Here is a 21707-nt window from a genome sequence, read left to right on the forward strand (position 1 = left end):
AATGTTGTTATCAAATAAGAGAAAAGCCAAACATGGTTCAAATGATTTTATCGGATTTTTAAGCTTTGACTAATGCGGTGCATATCGGAACCGCAGCTACGCAAACTTTTTGAAGTAAAGTCAGCGGGCTAAAGACTCCGAATACTGTGGTAGGAATTTAGTTTCCACTGCAATAGGTTGTTGGGTGAGGTGTTTTTTGTAGAATCTTGACAATAGCTTTCCTGCCAAAACATTTGATCGTGATCATCAGTCAGAGTCAAAAACATTTTAAGGCATCGCCTTGGCAATCAACTCCCCAAATAATTACCCAACCTCCATACAATTCTCACAGCTTTTTTCAAAACATTACCATTTTCAAAAAATACCTGTATTTTTGCCGAATCATAGAAGAGTTAATGAGTTAAGTGTGGTATTCATTCCTCGTAAAACTGGATACACACCAAGCCAGCAGAAGCATAACTAATGAGTAGTAATACTTGTTGTAAAAGAGCAACTTACCTCATTTGTAATTAATCATTCGTAATTACTTAAAGTACATCATGGAACTAAAAGTAGGAGATAAGGCACCTTTGTTTGAGAGCAAAGACCAACAAGGAAATACTGTAAAACTAGAAGATTATAAAGGCAAGAAGGTGATCTTGTATTTTTATCCCAAAGACAACACCAAAGGTTGTACCGCCCAGGCTTGCGACTTGCGCGACAACTATGAGTTGATCCAGAAAGAAGGCTACGAAGTATTGGGGGTAAGCAAAGACGATGAAAAGTCGCACCAAAAATTTATCACTAAGTTTGAACTGCCTTTTACCCTCATTGCCGATACCGATACCTCAGTAAACCAGTTGTATGGGGTGTGGAAAGAGAAAAAAATGTACGGTAAAACCTATATGGGTACGGTGCGCACTACTTTTGTGATAGACGAAGAGGGCATTATTACCGATATTATCACGAAAGTGAAAACTGCTGAACATACCAACCAAATTATAACAAAATAGACTATCAAGTAGCAAGTTGTCAACTTCCTGAAGGCGCTTGCGCTTAAATACAAAATTATGGAGAATACAGAAATTAAAGAGCTGGAAAAAGTAGCTTCACAAGTACGCCGCGATATTGTAAGAATGGTACATGCGGTTAACTCTGGTCATCCAGGAGGTTCATTGGGTTGCACCGACCTGTTTGTGGCGTTGTATTTCAAAGTATTGCGTTATGAAACTCCTTTTAAGATGTCTGGAGAAAACGAAGACCTGTTCTTTTTGTCTAACGGACACATTTCTCCGGTTTGGTATAGTACATTGGCTAGAGCCGGATTCTTTGAAACAAGCGAGCTTGCTACTTTTCGTAAAATCAACTCAAGGGTACAAGGGCACCCGGCTACCGAAGAGGGGCTGCCTGGCATCAGGGTAGCTTCGGGCTCGTTGGGGCAAGGCTTGTCGGTAGCCACTGGGGCAGCTCAGGCTAAAAAACTCAATGGTGACGACCACTTGGTGTATGTGCTCATGGGCGACGGCGAACAACAAGAAGGACAAGTATGGGAAGCCGCGATGTATGCTGCCCACCACAAGGTAGACAACCTGATTGGGGTGATTGATGTAAACGGACAGCAAATAGACGGACCCGTAGAAGATGTAATGTCGTTGATTAGCCTCGAAAACAAGTGGAAAGCTTTTGGCTGGCAGGTATTGCACATGAAAGGCAACCAAATGGACGAGGTAATCAAAACGTTGGTACATGCCCGTGGCTTAACCAAGCGTGACAAGCCTTTGATGATTTTGATGCAGACTGAAATGGGGGCAGGAGTCGATTTTATGATGGGTACCCACAAATGGCACGGAGTAGCACCCAACGACGATGAGCTTGCCAATGCTTTGGGACAGCTAGAAGAGACCCTGGGAGATTACTAATTTGTCCATAGCCAATGTCGATAGTCCATTGTGGCTACGCCAGGCGTAAAAAAGACCACTAAGAAAACAGTATTGGCCTATTGACTAAAGCATACAAACGACAAGTCGTGAAATACAGGCTTGTCGTTTGTATTGATAACTGATGTTACGCAGTAATTTCCAAATCTGCTTATTTATATTGTTTGATAGCTTTATGGTTGCGCGATACGCAGCCCAATCATTTAGCAATAAAGCCATATAACCATCAAAATAAGTAGGTCTACGTAACTTCAGTTGATAAGCTAAATATAACACCACAAACCCACTCACCCATGCCTACGCTTGACATAGCCGTCATACAAGCTGCTCCTATATTATTTGATTTGGAGCAAAGCCTTGACAAAACCTATGATTTATTGAAAAAAGCCACTGCCCAAGGCGCCCAGATGGTAGTATTCCCAGAGTCGTTTTTACCTGCCTATCCACGCGGGCTGAGCTTTGGCACTGTAGTGGGCAGTCGTACCGATGCGGGCAGAGAGATATGGCAGCTTTATTGGGAAAATTCGGTAAAAGTACCCGGCAAAGCCACCAACTTATTGGCAAAATGGGCCAAAGAATGTGGCGTTTACCTTGTAATGGGCATTACCGAGCAAGATACCATCAACGGTTCGTTGTATTGTTCACTGCTTTACTTTTCGCCCGAAGGCAAGTTGATGGGCAAGCATCGTAAACTAAAACCTACCGCTGCCGAGCGTATTATTTGGGGCGAAGGCGACGGTACTACCTTGCAAACCTACCTTACACCTTATGGCAATATAGGAGGCTTGATTTGCTGGGAAAACTACATGCCGTTGGCGCGTATGGCTCTTTATCAGCAAGGCATTCATCTGTACCTGGCGCCTACCGCTGACGCTCGCGACTCGTGGCAGGCTACTATGCAGCACATTGCCCTTGAGGGGCGTTGTTTTGTGGTAGGGTGCAACCAGTTTGTGACCAAAAGTATGTACCCTCCACACCTCAGAGAATTGCCCGAAATGACCTCCCAACCCGAAGTAATGAGCAGAGGAGGCAGTGTGGTGTTGTCGCCGTTGGGCAAGGTGTTGGCAGGACCTGTTTTTGACCGGGAGGAGGTACTATTGGCTACGCTTGACTTAAACGATATTATCAAAAGTAAACTCGATTTTGACCCAGTAGGGCATTATAGTCGCCCAGACATGTTAAATTTTAACATTTCCAGCTGATCTTTAAGATAAATGTATTAAATTTGAAAACAATAGTTGCAAAAATGGGAGCATTGAATTAATATGCCGTGTTTTTGCTTTTTTATAAAATATTCGAGCAATATTTTAGCAATTATTTAATATATTCGAAGGTTAATGAATGAAGTTATCTTGAGTTTTTACAAAAACCAGGATCTAAACTCACAAAAAATATTTTTTATTTAAAATGCACACCAATAAAAAACATTACAAAATATCTGTAATTGGGAAGGTGCAAGGAGTAGGATACCGAGCCTTTGCCAAAAGCATTGCTGACAAATTGGGAGTAAAAGGGTTTGTGAAAAACGAACACGACGGCACAGTATATATGGAGGCCGAAGCACCTCAGGTAACTGTAGAGAAATTTTTGTTGGAATGTCATAAAGGTCCACAATTGTCAAAAGTAGACCATATGGACATTATACAAGTACCAGTGACTGATTTTACCGACTTTGATATTCAAACACACTAATACCTTAAACATTAAGTAAATGCGCTATTATTTGGGATGAATTTTGGCGGTTGATGTATTTAGGTACTAAATAAAAGACATATAAGATTATTTCAGGATCAGGCTGCTATACTAAATAGTTACTGTTTTTAGCCAACCTGTGGGATTGCTACCCCACAGGTTTTTTTATGCCTGCTACCGAAACTTAGTAAAACAGATAAGGTTATTTTTGTGATTTTACTTATGGGGTAAAAAAGAAGTATTTGCCTAAAAGTTAGATAAGCTCGCCAATGATTTGAACATATCTTAGGGATAGGATGTTATTGTTTCAAAAAAAATAGGCAATTTTGCCGGATTATTCAAAAAAAGCAATTTTAATAGCCAATGAACTTGAGTGTTATACTTCTGCAAGTGATAAAACCGCCTTACCACGAGTATCATGCAGAGTACATTATTACCCAACCCTGGAACGCCGTGTCTTCGCTGGTGTTTTTTGTTCCGGTCATTTATTGGACATGGAAACTCAAACCTCACTACAGGCAATATCCTGTAATGACTGCCATTTTGCCTTTGCTATTTCTCAATGGACTAGGTTCTACGCTGTTTCATGCGTTTGAGCCCAACCTTGCCTTGGCTTTGCTCGATGGCATTCCTCCGTTATTGATGATTATTTTGCTCAGTAGTTATTTTTGGACCAAAACCACCAATTCCTGGTTTTCGGGGGTATTGATCGTGCTGGGATGTTATGGTATCAATGCATTGATGGCATACATATTTTATATCAATGGCAAGCCCGAAGCCGCTACTAATATTACCTATTTCATTACGGGGATGATTGTACTTACTCCAGTGGTGTTTATTCTTGCCCGAAGCCGTTGGCGAAAATGGAAAATGGTAGCATTGGCCGTTGTATTGCTCAATCTTGCACTGTTGTTTCGGGTATTGGATAGCTACGAATACCCCACCAATCCGTTTGCCCATGTATTGCCGCAAGGCACTCATTTTTTGTGGCACATTATAAGCGCAGCGGCAGTATTTCCATTGGGGCGTTTTTTAATTCACTTGCGCTATGTAGACACCCGCCCTATAGAAGCGTATGCTTAGTTTAGAAAGGGGCAAGCTTTAAGCGATAAGTGCATCAAAAGCCGGCGCACGTGTCCTCACGTGTGTTCCTGATGTATCAGAATCAAGTACTTGCAAAAGGGGCTTATTTTTAGTTGTAAGCATTGTTTATCCAATATTTAAAACTAGGATTGTACGAAGTTTTTAAAATCCTTGATATACAGGTATTTACATATAAATCAAGGTGTTAATTGTAGGGGCTACCCTTGCTGTAATGCAATGGAAGTTTTCGATTTATCGGAATGGTCGCCCTAGCAAAGAGCAAAAATGAGCGTATACGCCACCTTTTAAAAGTGAAAACAACCTTGTTTTTGTTTGCTTTAACCTTGCAAAACACTTATTATCAGATGATTACAAGACTTCGTACACTCCTAATTTAAAACCTTCAATTGAACGGTTAAGTGAATGCTCAATATAACCACTACCGAATGGAAACTATAGGAGTAATCGCCAGAAGGCTGGAAGATAAACCACCTTTTGGTAAGCAAACATATTTTTTTGAAGATATGCCATTGGGCGACCGGAGCTTACCTCCGGTTTTTTTCTTTAGCCCTTTAGACTGGAGCCCACACCAGGCAAGCATACCAGGGTATACCTATGCTCCCGCCCGGGGCAAGTGGCAACCCTGCGCCCACCCTTTGCCTCGTTATATCTATGATCGGTTTTGGGCAAGAACCCCGCAAGACATAGCCCAGGTAAAGGCGCTCAAGGCGCAGGTAATGGCGGCTGGAGGCAACATTCAAAACCCTCAGGCATTGTCTGATTTTGCCCGTGACAAATACCGGGTGTTTGAGTTTTTGAGGCAACAACAATTGCCCACCATCGACACTTTACAGCTTGTGCCTAACCAAGAAGAAGAGTTGGGGGCTTTTTTGGACAAATACCCCATGAAGAAGGTGTTTTATATAAAAGCAAATACGGGGGGGCAAGGCAGAGACATTTACATTTTGCACCAGGCAACGCAAGGCTTTTCTATAGAATGGGGCAACAAGGTACACGTTTTTACTCAAGCGTCCGGTTTGCACGCATTTTTGGTGCAACAACTTGCCCATCAAACATTTATAGTGCAGCCCCGCGCGCATACGGCACGTATCAATGGGGGGAGTTTTGATGTACGGGTGCTGATTCAAAACTATGGCAATGCCCAGTATCACTTGGGTGGAATGGGGGTAAGGGTAGGACCCAAGGGCGGATTTATGTCTAACCTGAGCCTGGGTGCCACTGCTATGTCTTTCGACGATATGGTGTGCTACTTCCAGGGTGTTTACTCGCAGGATTTGAGTCACTTGCGTGAAAAAATGACCGATTTATGTCTACACACCGCCCACTTGTTACACCAGCAATACGGCGATTTTGTCGAACTGGGTTTTGACCTTTTGCTTAACCAAGACCAGCAAATACAAATACTGGAAATCAATGCCCGTCCTGCTCGCTGGTTGTTTACCATGATTGCCAATGCCTCTGACCACCACCCCGCCCAACAAGCCGAATTTAGGCGTATCAGGCGCGCGTCTACGGGCAAATTTATGCATTTTTTCAAACAACCATGAGGCAACGCCTGTCTATAGAATCAGGGTTTTCTTATAAAAACAATAAATTTAATATCCAATTGATTATCAGTGTTTTATAGTTAAATAATCTACGCTTAGACGTCTCTCTTCATCCTCTCCTAACATCCACTGGGTGGAGGGGAATTCTTCGGCAATGAAGAAGTTAGGGTTGTTATGGGAGCAAAGGTTTGATTCGTTGGTGACCTTTAGCAAGCCCGACGAAAGCACTCATTGCCGTTTGTGGTAACACTTTTTTGGGCAGGTACGCTAGAACTTGACCCACACATCAACCAGGGCAACCGGCGCGAACTTGCTGAGACTGCCTCAGTGAGTGCCGCTTGGATTGAGAAGTTTTACCAATATTGTGTGATGCAGACCACCGCCAAGCGCTAATGCTACATTAGTGCCGAGGACATGCGCACTTATTTGCACTGGTTTAGCGCTGGAAGGGGCTATTTTGATGGCAAGGCACCCCGTTTGTTTATGGGGTAGGGTGGTATTTTGTTCCATTGACAAATTTCTGAGGTGTTTTAAACCTTTTGCCCCGCTTTACAAAGGGTTTAGAAACTTAGTACTCGATCAAAAGGCTAACCGCTGTCTACAAAAAACTTGAAATAGTACAACGAGAGAGCTAAAAAACAGGGTTGGGGGTTGTATATCAATTGCTTACACCTTTGACTTTACACTTTCCTTCCTTACATTTGATCGTTTAAGCCCAACTATTAACCTATAAGAACATATTAATGCTGTCATTTATTGTACTCTTACCACTTTTGGTATGTGCCATCCTGCTTTTTGTGCCTCATCGCCAGGCAAAGTTATTCAAAATAGCCACTTTATTGACCACTGCCACTCAGTTGTCGGCATCGTGTTGGGCATACTTTAAGTTTGAGACAGGTAAAAAGACAGCTGCTATAAGCCAGGAAGCTGCCTATCAGTTGGTAGAGAAACTAGAATGGATCAGGCTAGATTTAGGCAGCTTTGGGCAATTGTCTATAGATTACTTCATAGGGGTAGATGGGGTGAGCATTTCAATGATTTTGTTATCTGCCATTGTAATGTTTATGGGTGCTATAGCCTCCTGGAACATTCAGCAAAAACAAAAAGGCTATTTTCTGTTATACCTGTTGCTCAGTAGTAGTGTGCCAGGTTGTTTTGTTGCCCTGGATTTTTTCTTGTTTTATCTTTTCTTTGAGTTTATGCTCTTGCCCATGTACTTTCTCATAGGTATTTGGGGGGGCGTGCGACGCGAATATGCTTCCATCAAATTCTTTATATATACCCTAGTAGGGTCATTGTTTATATTGGTAGTAATGATAGCCCTCTACAACGCTACTATAGACCCCGCCAAAACTGCAGTACAGCTAAAGCTTGCCAATGAAACCTCTCAGGTAACCCCCGAAATGGTGGCAAATGTACAACAACAATTGGCCAGCAATGGCATTGCTGCCAAAGACCAGGTACACACCTTTAGTATGCTACACATGATGGATCAAAGCAACTATGTAACCAATGCAGCAATAGGTGTCAAAAGTTCAGCGAGTTGGTGGGGCTACTCCCTGCGTTTCTGGGCGTTTCTGGCTTTGTTTATTGGTTTTGCCATCAAACTACCCGTAGTACCTGTGCACACCTGGTTGCCCGATGCCCACGTAGAGGCGCCCACCGCTATTTCGGTAGTGTTGGCGGGCATACTGCTAAAAGTAGGAGGGTATGGGCTCATCCGGATTGCCTATAGTATATTTCCCGATATGGCCTTGAGCTTTGCCGTAATTACCGGTTTTCTGGGGATGCTCTCCATTATTTATGGGGCGCTGAATGCCTTGGCAATGACTGACCTTAAAAAAATGATTGCCTATTCCTCAGTGTCACACATGGGGTTTGTGTTGATTGGGCTCGCTTCTTTTACCGCAGAGGGCATCAATGGTGCCGTGTTCCAAATGTTTAGCCACGGAATTTTATCAGCCTTGTTGTTTTTGTTGGTAGGGGTGTTGTACGACCGCACCCACGACCGTAGTATAGGCAACTATCGAGGCTTACTCAGCAAAATGCCTTATTATGGGGTATTTGTAATGATTGGTTTTTTTGCTTCTTTGGGTTTACCCGGATTTTCGGGTTTCATTGGCGAACTATTCACCATTTTGGGTGGTTTTGCCTCCCCTTACCTACCCGTTTGGATAGTAGTCGTGAGTACCTTTGGTATTGTGTTGGGGGCCGCTTATTTTCTCTGGACACTTCAGCGGATGTTTTTGGGCAAATATTGGGTCAAAAACGACCTCGAATGGTCTCCTCAATTGCAAAACCTTGATCCCCGCGAATGGGTGATGCTGGTTAGCCTGAGCCTGCTTGCCCTGATTACAGGTATCTTTCCAGGTCTCCTGTTTCAGCCATTGACCGACACCGTAAACGAGTTGGTGAACCACCTCACTACCTTTATGAAATAAGCCCAAATAACCACCTAAAAACCTTGAATAATATGTTTTCGAAATCGCTCATTGCCCAACTCAACCTTCAGTTAGACAACCTCTTGGGAAGCCTAAAGTATATAGCACCAGAACTGTTGCTTACAGGGTGGTTTGTATTGGTAATTGTGCTTGATTTGGTTTTTACTACGCGTAAAAGCCTCAAACCTTATAAAAAACAAGGCTTATGGTGGGTGTCACTTGTGGGGTTGGGATTGGTCATTTTTACCTTGTTTGCCCAGTTGTCGCTGGTGGGCAAAGGTAGCAAGCCCGACTTATTTTTAGGCTTACTCACTTTAGATACGCTCAGCATTAAGTTTCGACTCATCATTGATTTTGCTGCCGTTTTTACCCTGCTTATTTCCCGCAACTCACGTTTGTTTGCGCCTGTTACTCCACTCAAAACATTTAAATACCGGGGAGAGTATTTTGCCCTTATTTTGGCCATGTTGTTGGGTTTGCACTTGCTTACCATGACTACCCACTTGCTCATGGTGTATGTAGCCATAGAGCTGGTTTCGTTGAGCTCTTATGTGCTCACCATTCTGTATTTTAATAAAAAAGGCATTGAGGGAGCATTAAAATACTTATTGTTTGGGGCTTTTGCCTCTGGGCTAATGATTTATGGCATGTCGTGGTTGTATGGGTTGAGTGGTGGTTTGTCTATTGCGGCATTTGTAGCAAATATTGCTACCCCGGCAGCTATGCTCAACACCATTGCTGCTTTGTTGGTATTGGCGGGTATCTTGTTTAAAATTTCGGCAGTGCCTTTTCATTTCTGGACTCCAGATGCTTATCAGGTAGCGCCTACTCCAGTGGTCGCCTTTTTTTCTATTGCTCCCAAGGCTGCCTTACTTGCCCTATTGCTCAAGCTAAACCCTTTGTTTCGTATGCTATTTGCCGAGGCAACCACCCAAGACTTTGCTCGTCAGGTTATTTTATTATTAGGAGCCATCGCCATTGTTACAGTATTGGTGGGCAACTTTACTGCCTTGTGGCAAACCAACGCAAAGCGACTGCTTGCTTACTCTACCATTGCCCACGTAGGCATATTGTTGATGGGCTGGCTTGACCTGCGTGCCATTAGTAGTACTTATCTTACATTTTATCTTGCTACGTACACATTGATGAACTTTGGGGCTTTTTTAGGGGTAGAAATGGTCGCCCGGAACTTTCAAGACAGTGAGCGACCTTATGCATTGAAGCACTTCAAGGGCATTGGAGTGAAACATCCACTCGTTGGCGTAAGCATGTTGGTGTTGGTCATTGCCCTTACTGGTTTGCCACCTACCGTAGGTTTTCAGGCAAAGCTGTTTATATTTTCGGGCTTATGGGAGAATTACCAGGCACAAGCAGGGCAGTCCATTTATTTGTATGCGCTTATTGCGGCAGCCTTTACTACCGCAGTCGCCTTGTTTTATTACTTGCGCATTCCCTTCTTTATGTTTTTCAAAAACGAAGAAACCGAGCGTTCACTTTCTTTTTCGCGTTATGATCAGGCATTGCTAGTAGTTTTTGCGCTGGCTGTAGTAGCGTTGTTCTTCAGAGCCGACCTATTGTTTGGTTTGCTTCAGTAGTGTCTAACTGTTTATACTTAAACAAAAATGGTTTTGAGGGTGGATTTTGACTAATTGCCTGAATACCAACATTAATCAACCGAAGCTACAGCTAATCCTGTAAATCCTAAAACCGAGTCTATTTATAAATCCCGACTCATCGGGGCAGCTTGCTGTGACGAGCTCACCGCAGGTAATCACTTTCATCTTAGTATACAATGATTTACTTTTTCTAAACTCCTTCAATCTCTGCCAATACAAAAGTACTGCCCCCAGCAAAAACCACATCATTGATCTGTGCCTGGCTTTGCGCCTGAGTGTAAGCCTCCATAACCGACGCATAAGCCACTCCCCTTAGTTCAAAACCTGCTGCCACTTGCTTAAGTTTATGAGCTTCCATTGCCCTGGGCATTGCTGGGGCGCAAAAATAGTAGGTAGCTTCTATAGGAAAAAGGGGCAATATTTTGTCTAGTACCTTATCTGCCATTGCTCCCAGAACAATATGCAATTGCTGACGGGGCAGTTGTTGCAACTGAGCCATTACCTGACGCAACCCTGCTTCGTTGTGAGCAGTGTCGCAGATGGTCAGTGGTGCCTTTTTTAGCACCTGCCAGCGTCCCTTAAGTTGGGTAAGCTCCACCGTATTTTGTAAACCTTCAATGATATGTTCCTGGGTAATTTGCCAATCGCGATTTTGCAGTATTTCCAGTATTTTAAGCACACCATTTACATTTTTTGCCTGGTAGTTGCCCTTAAGCGACATATTGATTTCAGGCAAGAAAGGCTTTCCGTTTTTCTTCACCATTAACTTTCCTTGAGTCACATCTGCCCATTCGCTGAAATACTCATCCTGAGCAAAATACAAAGGTGCCTCGTGTTGTTGGCTGGTGGTTTCAAAAACCGGAGTAGTTTCAGTTTGTCGTTCACCAATCACTACTGGAGTGTTAAGTTTTATAATGCCTGCCTTTTCTTTGGCAATGGCTGTAAGCGTATTTCCTAAAATTTGCTGATGATCAAAGCTAATATTGGTAATAAGACAAGCTTCAGGAGTCACTATATTGGTAGCATCCAACCTTCCACCCAGCCCTACCTCTATTACCGCTACATCTACCTTTTGCTGAGCAAAGTAATCAAGTGCCATGGCCACTGTCACTTCAAAAAATGATGGATTCCAGCTTTCTATCTGCGTTTGATAACGTTGTACAAACGCTACAATTTGTGCAGGAGCAATGGCTTGCCCGTTTACTCTAATCCTTTCAGTAAATGATTTGAGGTGGGGAGAGGTGTACAAACCTACTTTATAACCCGCCGCCTGTAACACTGCTGCCAGCAGATGCGAGCTACTCCCTTTGCCGTTGGTACCTGCTATGTGTAGGGTGGGGTATTGGGTGTGGGGGTTGCCCAAATGGGCACAAAAACGACAAATGTTGTCCAGGCTTGCATTAAATGCTTTGCCACCAATATTTTGAAAAATAGGGAGCTGCTTGTATAAATAGTCAAGCGTTTGCTCGTAAGTCATGTATTTATTGATTGTTTGAATGTTTTGCACGGAGGTTTATTTTTGTTTGATTATAATCGTGAGCGTGCCAGTAGTATAGTTGGTGGGCTCTATGTCAGGGTTGAGCAATTGAAACTTGGCCGTTTGTCTGATTTGTTTTGCATACTTTGCCACTATACTAGCTCCTACAGTAGCACTTATTCGGCTAATACGCTCTATTTTGCCACCATCATTTACTACTATTTTAAATACAATTTTGCCTCTGGCGTTTGACTTATCTACTACTATGGGGCGTTGCAACCATTTCCAGCCCGACAACTTCAGGTTAGGGTCGCTACCCACTCCTCCATTGCCATTATACAAGGCATTATTATTTACCGTACCGTTACTGCTCCCTTTGTTACCCGACTCGTTTTTATCGTCACCCTTTTGTCCGGTAGAGCTTTTTCCTTTATTGCCCCCTTTGTCTTTGTTATTGCTGTCGTCTTTAGCTTCTTTACGCTTTTTGGTATTCTTCTTTTTTTGTTTCTTATCCTCTTTTCCCTTGGCTTTGGTAGTAATGTCCGATTTATCAGAAGTAACAATGTCTCGCGATGATTCGCTGGGGGTGCTTACACTAGGGTTTACCTGGTCTATGGGTACATTGGCGGCGTTGCTTCCTGTAGCATCCCTGCCCTTTACTACTTCCATACCAAAGGCAATTTCTTGTTTTTCCTTTTCCTTTTTTTCTTCTGTGTCTAGCGTAAGCGATGCAAGCAAAATAATTACTACCAAATGTACAGTAATGGTAAACAGCCACGCCAATATGCGACGACCCTTACCACCTTTTTGTTCTATATAAGGTATGTCGTTAGTCAATCTTTTCTCTTGTGCCATAGATGTTGGGTTATGTGTTGGTCGTAAAACAAACGGAGAGGGAGTCATTGATATACCGCTATGCAAACCGTTGAAGAGCAACGCAAGAGGCGGCAATTATTGATGCCTAACTAATCCTCTACTGTTTCTGCTTCAGTAGCAATGGCCATTTTAGCCCCCAGTTTATTGGCTACAGAAGCCACTTTTACCAAATATTCGACAGCCACAGTTTTATCTATATTAAGTAAAACTTTGGGGTTTTCTGTTTCTTCAAGCTTGGCCTTAAGCTTGGTTTCTATCTCTTCCAGGGTTACCTGCTGCTCGTTGATGTAATACTCTAGCTCTTTGGTAATAGTAATCTCTACCTGTTTGGTAATCAATGATTTAGATACCTTGGTAGAAGGTAAGTCAACCGGTACTGCCGATGGAGTAACAAACGATGAGGTAAGCATAAAAAATATGAGTAGCAAAAATATAATATCAGTCAGAGATGCCAGACTAAAAGTGGTAGATATTTGATGTTTGGATTTTAAATTCATGTACAGTATGATTTAAGTATAGTCATGAGTTTGGAGGTATTCGGCAGCATTTCAACTATTTTTGGGCAATGACACCGTTCAGTATACAAATTAACTTGGCTCTTGGAGCAAATCCATAAAGTCCATAGACACATACTCCATCTGGTGTATCACTTTTTGCACCTTAGTCATGAGGTAATTATAACTCACATTGGCAAGAATACCCACAATCAACCCTCCGGCAGTGGTAAGCAAGGCAGTGTAAATGCCTTGAGAAAGCACCTGAGGACTTACCGTACTTTGTTGCGATATGCGAATAAAAGCTCCTATCATACCTACTACTGTACCCAAAAAACCCACCATAGGCGCAGCTCCGGCAATGGTAGCAAGCATTGCCAGGTTTTTTTCCAGGCGGTACAGCTCAATTTTTCCCACATATTCAATAGAAGTCTCAATGTTTTTGAGCGAACTACCCACCCGGCTCAAACCCTTGGCTACCATTCGGGCAATGGGGGTCTTGTTGCGTTTACAAATCACTTTGGCTCCCTCAATGTCACCATCAAGTACTTTCTTTTTGATTTGTTTCATAAAGTTAGCCGGGTTTTTCATTGCCCCCCTGATCACTACCAGGCGTTCAATAAAAATATATACGGCTACTACCGATAAAAAAAAGATAGGATACATCCATACCCCCGCATCGCCAATAAGGTCGAGCAAAGTAGGAGGGGGGGCAGGAGTTTTGTCAGCAAAAAATAATAACATGGTGTCTTTTAGTAAGTTTTAAGTCATAAAGCTGCATTAAAAAACTCAAACAGCTTTTGTTTTTGGGAAATATAATAATTTTTGAGCAAGTCATCAACAAAGGCAAGAAAGAAACGCTCAAGTATGATTCACTGAAGATGCTGGTTATCAAATGATTGGTAAAAATAAAGGGTTTTGGGAAAATTTCAAACTATAGAGCCCTTTCCTTAGCTTTTATGCTTGAGCAAATAATTAAAAGTCTGCAAGTAATATCATACTGAGAACTAACCAACCCATTGCACTACCCTGCGAAGCTAACCTTTGCAGCAATGATAAACGTCAAAAACCTATTTTATTGTATGAAGCGGTGCAAGTAAGTTGACCTTGGGACATAACCACCTGTGTTCTGATACAACAATGCCCGACTTTTGCTCGTTATATGCCTGAATAAATGTAAATTGCCCCTCAAACGAATCATCTTTATTATTAAGAGAATGGCACCTTACCCAAAGCTTTAATCAAGGGGCTGTTTCTCGCCGACTGTAACGTAGTGCAATGAAGGTATATATCAAACAAAATTTGACCGCTTATTTGGCAGCAATTGTTATACTGCTTATATCCATTCAAGTGCAGGCACAAGATGCCCACTTTTCTCAATTTTACAATAACCCCTTATACATTAACCCCGCATTGACTGGAACCACCGATGAAGCCCGGTTGATGTTTAATTATCGTACACAGTGGCCTAAACTTCCTGGCGAATTTGTTACCATCAATGCTTCTTACGACCAACACATAGAAAAGGCAAACAGTAACCTGGGTATTATAGTGAGCCTCGACAAAGCTGGCTCGGCAGGGCTACGCTCAACCAATATCAATGCATTGTATGCGTATACTCTAAAAATAAGCGACGAAATGGCAGTTCAGGCAGGAGCTTCGGTAGGCTATGGACAACGTTTACTCAACCAGTTTACCTTGGTTTTTGGCGATCAACTGACCCCTTTTGGTACTACTGGTCAAGCCAGCCAAGAGCCCAACCTTGCCAATCAGGTAGGGCGTTACCTTGATTTATCTTCTGGTATTGTAGTATATGGACGCAATTTTTGGGCAGGCATTGCCGGGCACCACATCAATCAACCCAATAATGCGATGTCTACATTAGATCAAGATGCTAAGTTGCCTATGAGGTTATCGGCACACATGGGGCTAAAGATTCCCTTCTTAGAGTCGATGACCAACCGAAATGTAGACTATGAAGGCGCAGTAATGCCCGCCATTTACTATAGCCAACAAGGTAACTTTCGTCAGCTAGACCTGGGCACCAATGTATATTACCACCCAATAACCGTAGGGCTATGGTATCGTGGGTTGCCCATCCAAGAGTCTTCCAATGGAGCCATCAGTGTGCTGGTTGGGTTCAAATACCAGAAAATTAATTTTGCTTACAATTACGACTTGCCAGTAGGACGATTTGCCGGCATTACCGGAGGTGCCCACGAGCTCTCACTTTCTATAAAAATGGGAGAGTACCAAGGGCGTCGATACAGCCGTCGAAAACAGCCTTTAAGATTCCCTTCTATGATGGATTAATTTAAAAGTACTTGTTTGTGTGGTTTTAAAAAAAATACTGTCCAAACAAGTACTTAAAAAAGGTTATATGGTATGTTCAATGGATGATGTAAACAAGGCCTGATCACTCATTGTCTGTACAAATATAAGTAAGACCATCCTTGAATTTTTCCTCACAGATAGCTTATTATACCAACCCATACAAAGTGTAGATGAAATACTACTTTGTATGGGTTTTTTTATCGCATACCCTCGCAGGCAATTGCCTTTGTACTTCATCATCACTCACCACAAATATTAGCTACTTTCTCTCTTCTTGATTTATAAAAATGGTATTTAAGTATTGGGTAAAATACGGTAAAATCTATTATTCCGGAATTAAATAGCGTGTTAGTTATATTTGACGGAATAATGTTTTAAGTATTTTTATGATGTTTTATTAAAATTTGCATACTATTCTAGCTTTATGTTGTACTATTTTGATATATTTTTGTGCTATAATCTCTTGAACCTTATTTTTGTATGGATTTAATCACAAGAATTCTTCGGCAAGTACAACCCCCTTCATCAACTACAAGTATTTAATCACTCAATTATTACTTACCTTTTAATGTATTACAAAATTATGTTGCACAACAACTACTGTTATTTTAATTATAAAGAATTACTCAAAAGCGGGCGTGTTTGGGGACTTTGGTTAGTGTTGATGTTGTTTGTTAGTGTAGGATTTGCTCAAAGAGCCTACATCGAGAAAGCTGATAACCCAAATGTAAATTTTTATGAAGTAAAAAAATCTGGAGAAGCGTATTTTAAAACTCACTCTAAAAAAATTAAAGGTTCAGGCTGGAAGTTGTTTCAGCGCTGGGTGTATAACAACGAAAAACTGTATTACCCTAGTGGAAGTCGCAAAGGTGGTAATAATGCCAATGTATGGAATGAAGTAATGAAGTTTAGACGTGCCGAAAAGCGTAAGCGTACTCAAGGCATAAATGCAGTTCCTCCAGCTTGGGAAGAAATGGGACCAAAAAAATGGAACGATGTGACTGGTCACTGGGCGCCAGGCATTGGACGTTTTACAGACATTTATGTACATAAGCCCAACCCTAATATTATTTACGTAGGCACACCTTCAGGAGGACTATGGAAAACTACCAATGGAGGAGCTAACTGGACAGCAATGACCGACCATTTACCAGTGCTTGGAGTAGGGGGTGTAGTAACTGACCCAGCCAACCCTAATATTGTGTACATTTCTACCGGAGATAGCGAGCGTGCAGTAAATACATACAGCATAGGTGTGCTTAAGTCTACTGACGGCGGAGTTACCTGGAATACTACCGGACTTAGTTGGAATGCTTCAGATGCCAAGCGTATTTCTAAAATAGTAATTCACCCAACCAACGCCAATATTCTAATGGCAGGCACCTCAGAAGGTCTATACAAAACCATTGATGGTGGCAGCACTTGGAGCATAGTACAAGCAGGCGATATACGTGATATTGAGTATCACCCAACCAACCCCAATATTGTATATGCTACTACCAAAAACTTTTTAAAATCTACCGATGGAGGTAATACTTTTGTTCAGGGAAGCGTACTTGCTGCCAATACCCGTGCTCAAGTTGCAGTAACCCCTGCCAATGCCAATTATGTGTATTATTGGACAGGCAGTAAAATGTATCGCTCTTCAGACAGTGGTAACACTTTTGTCCAGCGTAGTGCTCAAACCCCCAACACTACTCATCAGATATGGTACAATATGGCATTGGAAGTGTCAGATGTAAACCCTGAAGAAGTACATATTGGAGCAATAGACCCTTTCCGTTCGTTTGACGGAGGCCAGCAGTTTACTCAATCTGCCGACTGGTTGTACCCTAACAGTGTAGGGTATGTACATGCTGACATACATGTTATAAAATACGTAAATGGGGTAATGTATTTGGGGTCTGATGGGCTAGTGGTCAAGTCTACCAACCAGGGAGGCGATTTCATTGATCTTACCGAAGGCATTAACAACCGACAGTTTTATGGCATTGCGGTTTCTCGTCAAAATGTAAACAAGGCAATGGGTGGTTCACAAGACAATGGTACCTCAGTATATACCAATGGTAGATGGCACGAGTGGCTGGGTGCTGATGGAGGTAACTGTGCCATTAGTTTTACTGATGAAAATGTGATTTATGGAACTATCCAAAACGGTAATGTTTGGTATAAATCTACCCAAGGTGGTACCAATGGTTATACTCAGGTAAATAGTCCAGGAACTGGAGCTTGGGTAGTACCTTATGTAATGGATCATAACAATGCCAATACTTTGTATGTGGGCTTAACTGGAGGGATTGTGAGAAAGACCACCGACGGAATGAATACCTGGAGTACTATTGGTAGCCTTGGTGTAGGTTCTTCGGTGAATGCTCTAGCAGTGGCTCCGTCTAACTCTAACTACTTGTATGCTTCGGTAAAAGGTAGAATATGGAGAACAAAAAATGGTGGAGCAAGCTGGCAGGAAATTACAACTGGGTTGCCTGATTTATGGATTACTGATATAGCAGTACATCCGTCTAATCCTGAGCAAATAGCCATCTCTTTTTCAGGTTATAACCACAATAACCAAGTATTTGTAAGTGCCAATGCGGGAGACAATTGGGCTAATGCTTCCGGCAGCTTGCCTCAAATTCCAGCACGTAGTTTAGCGTATGAAGCAGGTGCTCACAATGGGTTATACATTGGTTTAGAAGTAGGAGTTTATTACAAAAACGATACAGGGGGATGGGTTTCATTTATGAATGGTTTGCCCAATGTGATTGTAAATGATATTGTAGTGCACGAAGGTTCTGGAAAAGTAGTAGTAGGTACTTTTGGACGTGGTATGTGGAGAGTAGATAAGTACGGTGGAAGCAGCAATAACCCCGTAGCAAGTTTTGTGGCAAGCAATACCAATATTACAGTAGGACAAAGCGTGAACTTTACCGATCAGTCGTCTAATTCGCCTACTTCGTGGAACTGGACATTTACTGGTGGTACACCTGCCACTAGTACTCAGCAAAACCCTACCGTTGTGTACAATGTAGCAGGTACTTATAGTGTAAGCCTTACCGTGACCAATGCTTATGGCAGTGATGTTAAAACTGTCACCGGCTACATTACCGTAACCGAAGCTGGGGTTTGTAACAACTACTGTGGATCTACCAGTAATAACTCATCTTATGAACACATAGCTGGAGTAACGCTAGGGAGCTTTACCAATACCTCAGGAGCAGCAAATTATTCCGATTTTACGGCACAAACTATTGAGGTAACCGCCGGGCAGAGTCAAAGCTTGACGCTAACTCCTGGTTTTTCGGGCAGTGCATACAACGAGTATTTCAAGGTATGGATTGACTACAATAAGGATTGTGATTTTGATGATCCCGGAGAGTTAGTATTTGACGCAGGAGTTGCCAGCACTAGTGCAGTAAGCGCCACCATTGCTATTCCTGCCGGTTTAGATGTAACTACGCGTATGCGGGTATCTATGAAGTATAACGCAGAACCCTCTGTTTGTGAAACTTTTTCTGATGGTGAAGTAGAAGATTATACTATCAGGATTTTGCCTGATGCTGCGCCTGATTACTGTGAGTCTAAAGGAACCAATGTAAATTATGAATACATACAACAAGTAACCTTTGGTTCTATCAATAATGCATCAGGTGCCAATGGTGGTTATGGTGATTTTACTGCACAATCGACCACGGTAACCGCTGGTAGCGCAGTAAGCATTGGTATAACACCTTTTTTTACTGGTACCCCGTATAACGAAGGCTTCAGTGTTTGGATTGATTTCAATCAAGACGGAGTTTTTGACTACAATGAACAAGTCTTTACCCAAATATCTTCGTCGGCAGTAAGCGGAACTGTAAATATCCCATTAACGGCAAAAAATGGTATTACTCGTATGCGGGTATCTATGCAATATGAGCAAGCAGCCACTGCCTGCCAAACGTTTACTTATGGTGAAGTAGAAGACTACACTATCAATATTGTAGGAGGCAGTGCCGCAAAGCCTGCCCAGAGTGCTGCCAACCCTATTGGAGAAAATCAGGAAGAAAAACTGGTAGCTTCGCAAATTCAGTTGTACCCTAATCCTACTTCGGGAAGGTTTACATTGAAGTTTCCAGCCAGCAGTAAGTTACGTACTTATTCGCCCGAAGACATTGCTACATTTGTACGTGTGTCTGATATGAACGGACGTATAGTAAAAACACATAAGGTAAAGTCTCCTGTGGTAAGTTTTGACTTGTCTACCTTAGGCAAAGGGTTGTATCAAGTACAGATCACTCGCAACGGACAAAGCATTGTAAAACAAGTAGTGATCAGATAAAAACGTTTTTTTTGTTAAAACTGTAAAAAAAGCCATCCCTGTATTTGGGTGGCTTTTTTTGCTTACGAAAAACCGTTAATGGTACGATATATCGTGCTAAAAAATGTTATAATTTAACATTGAAAAAAGCTCATGAAAAAAAATAAAATATTTTAATTGCTGATAAACAGAGGGTTATAAACCTATTTTCTCTGAAGTAAATTGTTGGTATCAGGTTTGAATTAATAGTCAACAAAGATATTTAATAAGCTTTGTGGTTAGGAAAAGAAAGAGACTTTGCAATGCAGGGTCTTTTTTTTTAAATCATCACACAATTACATTGTATTATTTTGTAACAGCTCATGGATAAACCAATCAATTTGCATTCAATTTACGTATACCATGATTTTTAGGAGCCCTGCTATCCAAATAATTTTACTAAGTGACTATTAATGAAGTTATTTAGGGATGATTACTAAAAATAAAGGAAGTTGATTAATTGGATAAAAAATTGTAAGGGTTAATTTATAAAATGACAATTTCTAAGATAGATGAATTATGAGAAACCTATTATTTCCAAAAGAGAACTACGCTCCTTATATCTCTTTTAACCAGCATTCAGGTATTTTTGAGATTAGGGGAGAGTCTCACATGGAATATCCTCAACAATTTTATAAGCCTGTATTAGCGTGGCTTGAAGAGTTTTTGCGTCATAGTAAAAGCCCTATTGAATTTAACTTTAGGATGAGTTATTACAATACAGGTTCTTCGAGAATGTTTTTTGAAGTTTTAGCACTCTTGGAAGACAGAAAAGCACCTGTGGTGATCAACTGGTATGTGCACCACAAAGATGTAGATATGATAGACGAAGGAGAAAGTTTTCAGGAAGACTTCCCTTTGCTTGATTTCAATGTGATTGTTCAACAACAAGAATTAACTTTTGGATAAGATATTTGTTTCACCATTCATACAAATGGTAAGCCCTCACTATTTTGTTGTTTTACAACAAAGTGATGAGGGTTTTTTTGGGGTAAAGAAACAAGGTACTGGGCAATTGTTGAATCAGGAGTATATAAGTAAAACTACAAAAATAACCTAATCCACTGAATTTCGTCTCTGACCGTTGTACTTCTTCAAAAAATAGTTCCGTAGCTAAGGCTACGCAAAGATTTTTTTCATCGTCCAACAAACAGATACTGCCTTCTTTTGGATTACTTTATTTTTTCCATTTTACTAAGTTGTTGTTGGGTAAAAAAATAAGATGCATAAATGCTTTTTCTGAAAAATATTTGCTCATAATTATTTATATTTATATAGTGATACCTCCACCAGTTTTTGGTGTTTTTTACAGGAAAAACAAACACTTGATCTCCCTTCAACGACTCAACAATCATTTACTTTCATTTCATTACCTACTTACTCATAACGATTATGGAATTATATCAAAATAGGTTTTTAAAGGTTACATACGACAAGGAGAAAAACATTTGTATAGGCAATTGGACAGAAGAAACTTCTACCGCTACGGCTGATGATTTTAAAGAATGGAACCAACGTTTGGCAGAAAAAATAGAGCAGTACAAGCCTATAGGATTTTTGGCAAACACGCTTAATTATAAGTTTATTATCACCCCCGATCTGCAGGAGTGGTCTGCTACCAATGTTTTTGGCCGTTTTGCCAAGGCAGGTGTAATCCGTATAGCACTTACAGTGCCCGAAGATTTTTATTCGCAAGTAGCACTCGAGCAGTTTGTAGATGAGTACGAGGGCAGAAGAATCAAAAACAGGTACTTTAGCGATTTAGGAGAGGCAATGACTTGGCTTACAAGCCTACATTAAGAGTATGTTTAAATTTTGTCTTCGGAGTTAAAAATGATGAGTTTTTTGTGCTGGCGAGATATATTTTTAAGTGA

General features: G+C 41.5%; 17 protein-coding genes. 13 read left to right on the forward strand and 4 right to left on the reverse strand.

Annotated elements, in window-relative coordinates; all coding sequences use genetic code 11:
• The first annotated feature begins 539 nt into the window (after positions 1-539).
• From bcp to Q0954_RS25515, 9 genes are all read left to right on the forward strand, one after another.
• Positions 540-992, forward strand: a complete 453-nt coding sequence (gene bcp / locus Q0954_RS25475; RefSeq protein WP_299461811.1) for a thioredoxin-dependent thiol peroxidase — start codon at positions 540-542, stop codon at positions 990-992.
• Positions 993-1049: 57 nt separating this feature from the next.
• The gene (locus Q0954_RS25480; protein ID WP_002693357.1) at positions 1050-1898 is read left to right on the forward strand and encodes a transketolase; all 849 of its coding nucleotides are present in this window, start codon (positions 1050-1052) and stop codon (positions 1896-1898) included.
• A 311-nt stretch (positions 1899-2209) separates the two neighbouring features.
• Positions 2210-3118, forward strand: a complete 909-nt coding sequence (locus tag Q0954_RS25485) for a carbon-nitrogen hydrolase family protein (protein ID WP_299461814.1) — start codon at positions 2210-2212, stop codon at positions 3116-3118.
• A 205-nt stretch (positions 3119-3323) separates the two neighbouring features.
• A complete protein-coding gene (locus tag Q0954_RS25490) occupies positions 3324-3608 on the forward strand; it encodes an acylphosphatase (protein WP_299461816.1) in 285 nt (94 codons plus the stop codon).
• 363 nt (positions 3609-3971) lie between these two features.
• Entirely contained in the window at positions 3972-4691 is a 720-nt protein-coding gene (locus Q0954_RS25495; protein ID WP_299461818.1) for a hypothetical protein, read from the forward strand.
• A gap of 446 nt (positions 4692-5137) precedes the next feature.
• A complete protein-coding gene (locus Q0954_RS25500; RefSeq protein WP_299461820.1) occupies positions 5138-6259 on the forward strand; it encodes a YheC/YheD family protein in 1122 nt (373 codons plus the stop codon).
• Between the two features lie 240 nt (positions 6260-6499).
• Positions 6500-6652, forward strand: a complete 153-nt coding sequence (locus Q0954_RS25505; protein ID WP_299461822.1) for a hypothetical protein — start codon at positions 6500-6502, stop codon at positions 6650-6652.
• Between the two features lie 350 nt (positions 6653-7002).
• Positions 7003-8700: a NuoM family protein gene (locus Q0954_RS25510; protein WP_299461824.1), complete on the forward strand. Its 1698-nt coding sequence runs from the start codon at positions 7003-7005 to the stop codon at positions 8698-8700.
• A gap of 32 nt (positions 8701-8732) precedes the next feature.
• Positions 8733-10295, forward strand: a complete 1563-nt coding sequence (locus Q0954_RS25515) for an NADH-quinone oxidoreductase subunit N (RefSeq protein WP_299461826.1) — start codon at positions 8733-8735, stop codon at positions 10293-10295.
• A gap of 211 nt (positions 10296-10506) precedes the next feature.
• Here Q0954_RS25515 and Q0954_RS25520 read toward each other — a convergent pair whose 3' ends face one another.
• From Q0954_RS25520 to Q0954_RS25535, 4 genes are all read right to left on the reverse strand, one after another.
• A complete protein-coding gene (locus Q0954_RS25520) occupies positions 10507-11793 on the reverse strand; it encodes a folylpolyglutamate synthase/dihydrofolate synthase family protein (RefSeq protein ID WP_299461828.1) in 1287 nt (428 codons plus the stop codon).
• A 36-nt stretch (positions 11794-11829) separates the two neighbouring features.
• Positions 11830-12648, reverse strand: a complete 819-nt coding sequence (locus tag Q0954_RS25525; RefSeq protein WP_299461830.1) for a hypothetical protein — start codon at positions 12646-12648, stop codon at positions 11830-11832.
• Positions 12649-12758: 110 nt separating this feature from the next.
• Positions 12759-13166: a biopolymer transporter ExbD gene (locus Q0954_RS25530; RefSeq protein WP_299461832.1), complete on the reverse strand. Its 408-nt coding sequence runs from the start codon at positions 13164-13166 to the stop codon at positions 12759-12761.
• 90 nt (positions 13167-13256) lie between these two features.
• Positions 13257-13907, reverse strand: a complete 651-nt coding sequence (locus Q0954_RS25535; protein ID WP_299461834.1) for a MotA/TolQ/ExbB proton channel family protein — start codon at positions 13905-13907, stop codon at positions 13257-13259.
• Positions 13908-14441: 534 nt separating this feature from the next.
• Here Q0954_RS25535 and Q0954_RS25540 point away from each other — a divergent pair.
• The 4 genes from Q0954_RS25540 (at position 14442) to Q0954_RS25555 (ending at position 21633) form a co-directional block, all read left to right on the forward strand.
• Positions 14442-15476 (forward strand): PorP/SprF family type IX secretion system membrane protein, encoded by a 1035-nt coding sequence (locus Q0954_RS25540; RefSeq protein WP_299461836.1) that lies wholly within the window; start codon positions 14442-14444, stop codon positions 15474-15476.
• A 604-nt stretch (positions 15477-16080) separates the two neighbouring features.
• Complete coding sequence (locus Q0954_RS25545; protein WP_299461838.1) at positions 16081-19815, forward strand: GEVED domain-containing protein; 3735 nt, start codon at positions 16081-16083, stop codon at positions 19813-19815.
• 537 nt (positions 19816-20352) lie between these two features.
• A complete protein-coding gene (locus Q0954_RS25550) occupies positions 20353-20742 on the forward strand; it encodes a DUF1987 domain-containing protein (protein ID WP_045112760.1) in 390 nt (129 codons plus the stop codon).
• Positions 20743-21225: 483 nt separating this feature from the next.
• Entirely contained in the window at positions 21226-21633 is a 408-nt protein-coding gene (locus tag Q0954_RS25555) for a hypothetical protein (RefSeq protein ID WP_299461843.1), read from the forward strand.
• The last annotated feature ends 74 nt before the right edge of the window (positions 21634-21707 follow it).

The organism is uncultured Microscilla sp., assembly GCF_947493425.1.
Classification (GTDB): domain Bacteria; phylum Bacteroidota; class Bacteroidia; order Cytophagales; family Microscillaceae; genus Microscilla.

What these genes read in the sequence shown, in the direction of transcription:
- bcp (WP_299461811.1), top strand. Translation starts at nt 540, where the DNA reads ATGGAACTAAAAGTAGGAGATAAGGCACCTTTGTTTGAGAGCAAAGAC.
- Q0954_RS25480 (WP_002693357.1), top strand. Translation starts at nt 1,050, where the DNA reads ATGGAGAATACAGAAATTAAAGAGCTGGAAAAAGTAGCTTCACAAGTA.
- Q0954_RS25485 (WP_299461814.1), top strand. Translation starts at nt 2,210, where the DNA reads ATGCCTACGCTTGACATAGCCGTCATACAAGCTGCTCCTATATTATTT.
- Q0954_RS25490 (WP_299461816.1), top strand. Translation starts at nt 3,324, where the DNA reads ATGCACACCAATAAAAAACATTACAAAATATCTGTAATTGGGAAGGTG.
- Q0954_RS25495 (WP_299461818.1), top strand. Translation starts at nt 3,972, where the DNA reads ATGAACTTGAGTGTTATACTTCTGCAAGTGATAAAACCGCCTTACCAC.
- Q0954_RS25500 (WP_299461820.1), top strand. Translation starts at nt 5,138, where the DNA reads ATGGAAACTATAGGAGTAATCGCCAGAAGGCTGGAAGATAAACCACCT.
- Q0954_RS25510 (WP_299461824.1), top strand. Translation starts at nt 7,003, where the DNA reads ATGCTGTCATTTATTGTACTCTTACCACTTTTGGTATGTGCCATCCTG.
- Q0954_RS25515 (WP_299461826.1), top strand. Translation starts at nt 8,733, where the DNA reads ATGTTTTCGAAATCGCTCATTGCCCAACTCAACCTTCAGTTAGACAAC.
- Q0954_RS25520 (WP_299461828.1), bottom strand. Translation starts at nt 11,793, where the DNA reads ATGACTTACGAGCAAACGCTTGACTATTTATACAAGCAGCTCCCTATT.
- Q0954_RS25525 (WP_299461830.1), bottom strand. Translation starts at nt 12,648, where the DNA reads ATGGCACAAGAGAAAAGATTGACTAACGACATACCTTATATAGAACAA.
- Q0954_RS25530 (WP_299461832.1), bottom strand. Translation starts at nt 13,166, where the DNA reads ATGAATTTAAAATCCAAACATCAAATATCTACCACTTTTAGTCTGGCA.
- Q0954_RS25535 (WP_299461834.1), bottom strand. Translation starts at nt 13,907, where the DNA reads ATGTTATTATTTTTTGCTGACAAAACTCCTGCCCCCCCTCCTACTTTG.
- Q0954_RS25540 (WP_299461836.1), top strand. Translation starts at nt 14,442, where the DNA reads ATGAAGGTATATATCAAACAAAATTTGACCGCTTATTTGGCAGCAATT.
- Q0954_RS25545 (WP_299461838.1), top strand. Translation starts at nt 16,081, where the DNA reads ATGTTGCACAACAACTACTGTTATTTTAATTATAAAGAATTACTCAAA.
- Q0954_RS25550 (WP_045112760.1), top strand. Translation starts at nt 20,353, where the DNA reads ATGAGAAACCTATTATTTCCAAAAGAGAACTACGCTCCTTATATCTCT.
- Q0954_RS25555 (WP_299461843.1), top strand. Translation starts at nt 21,226, where the DNA reads ATGGAATTATATCAAAATAGGTTTTTAAAGGTTACATACGACAAGGAG.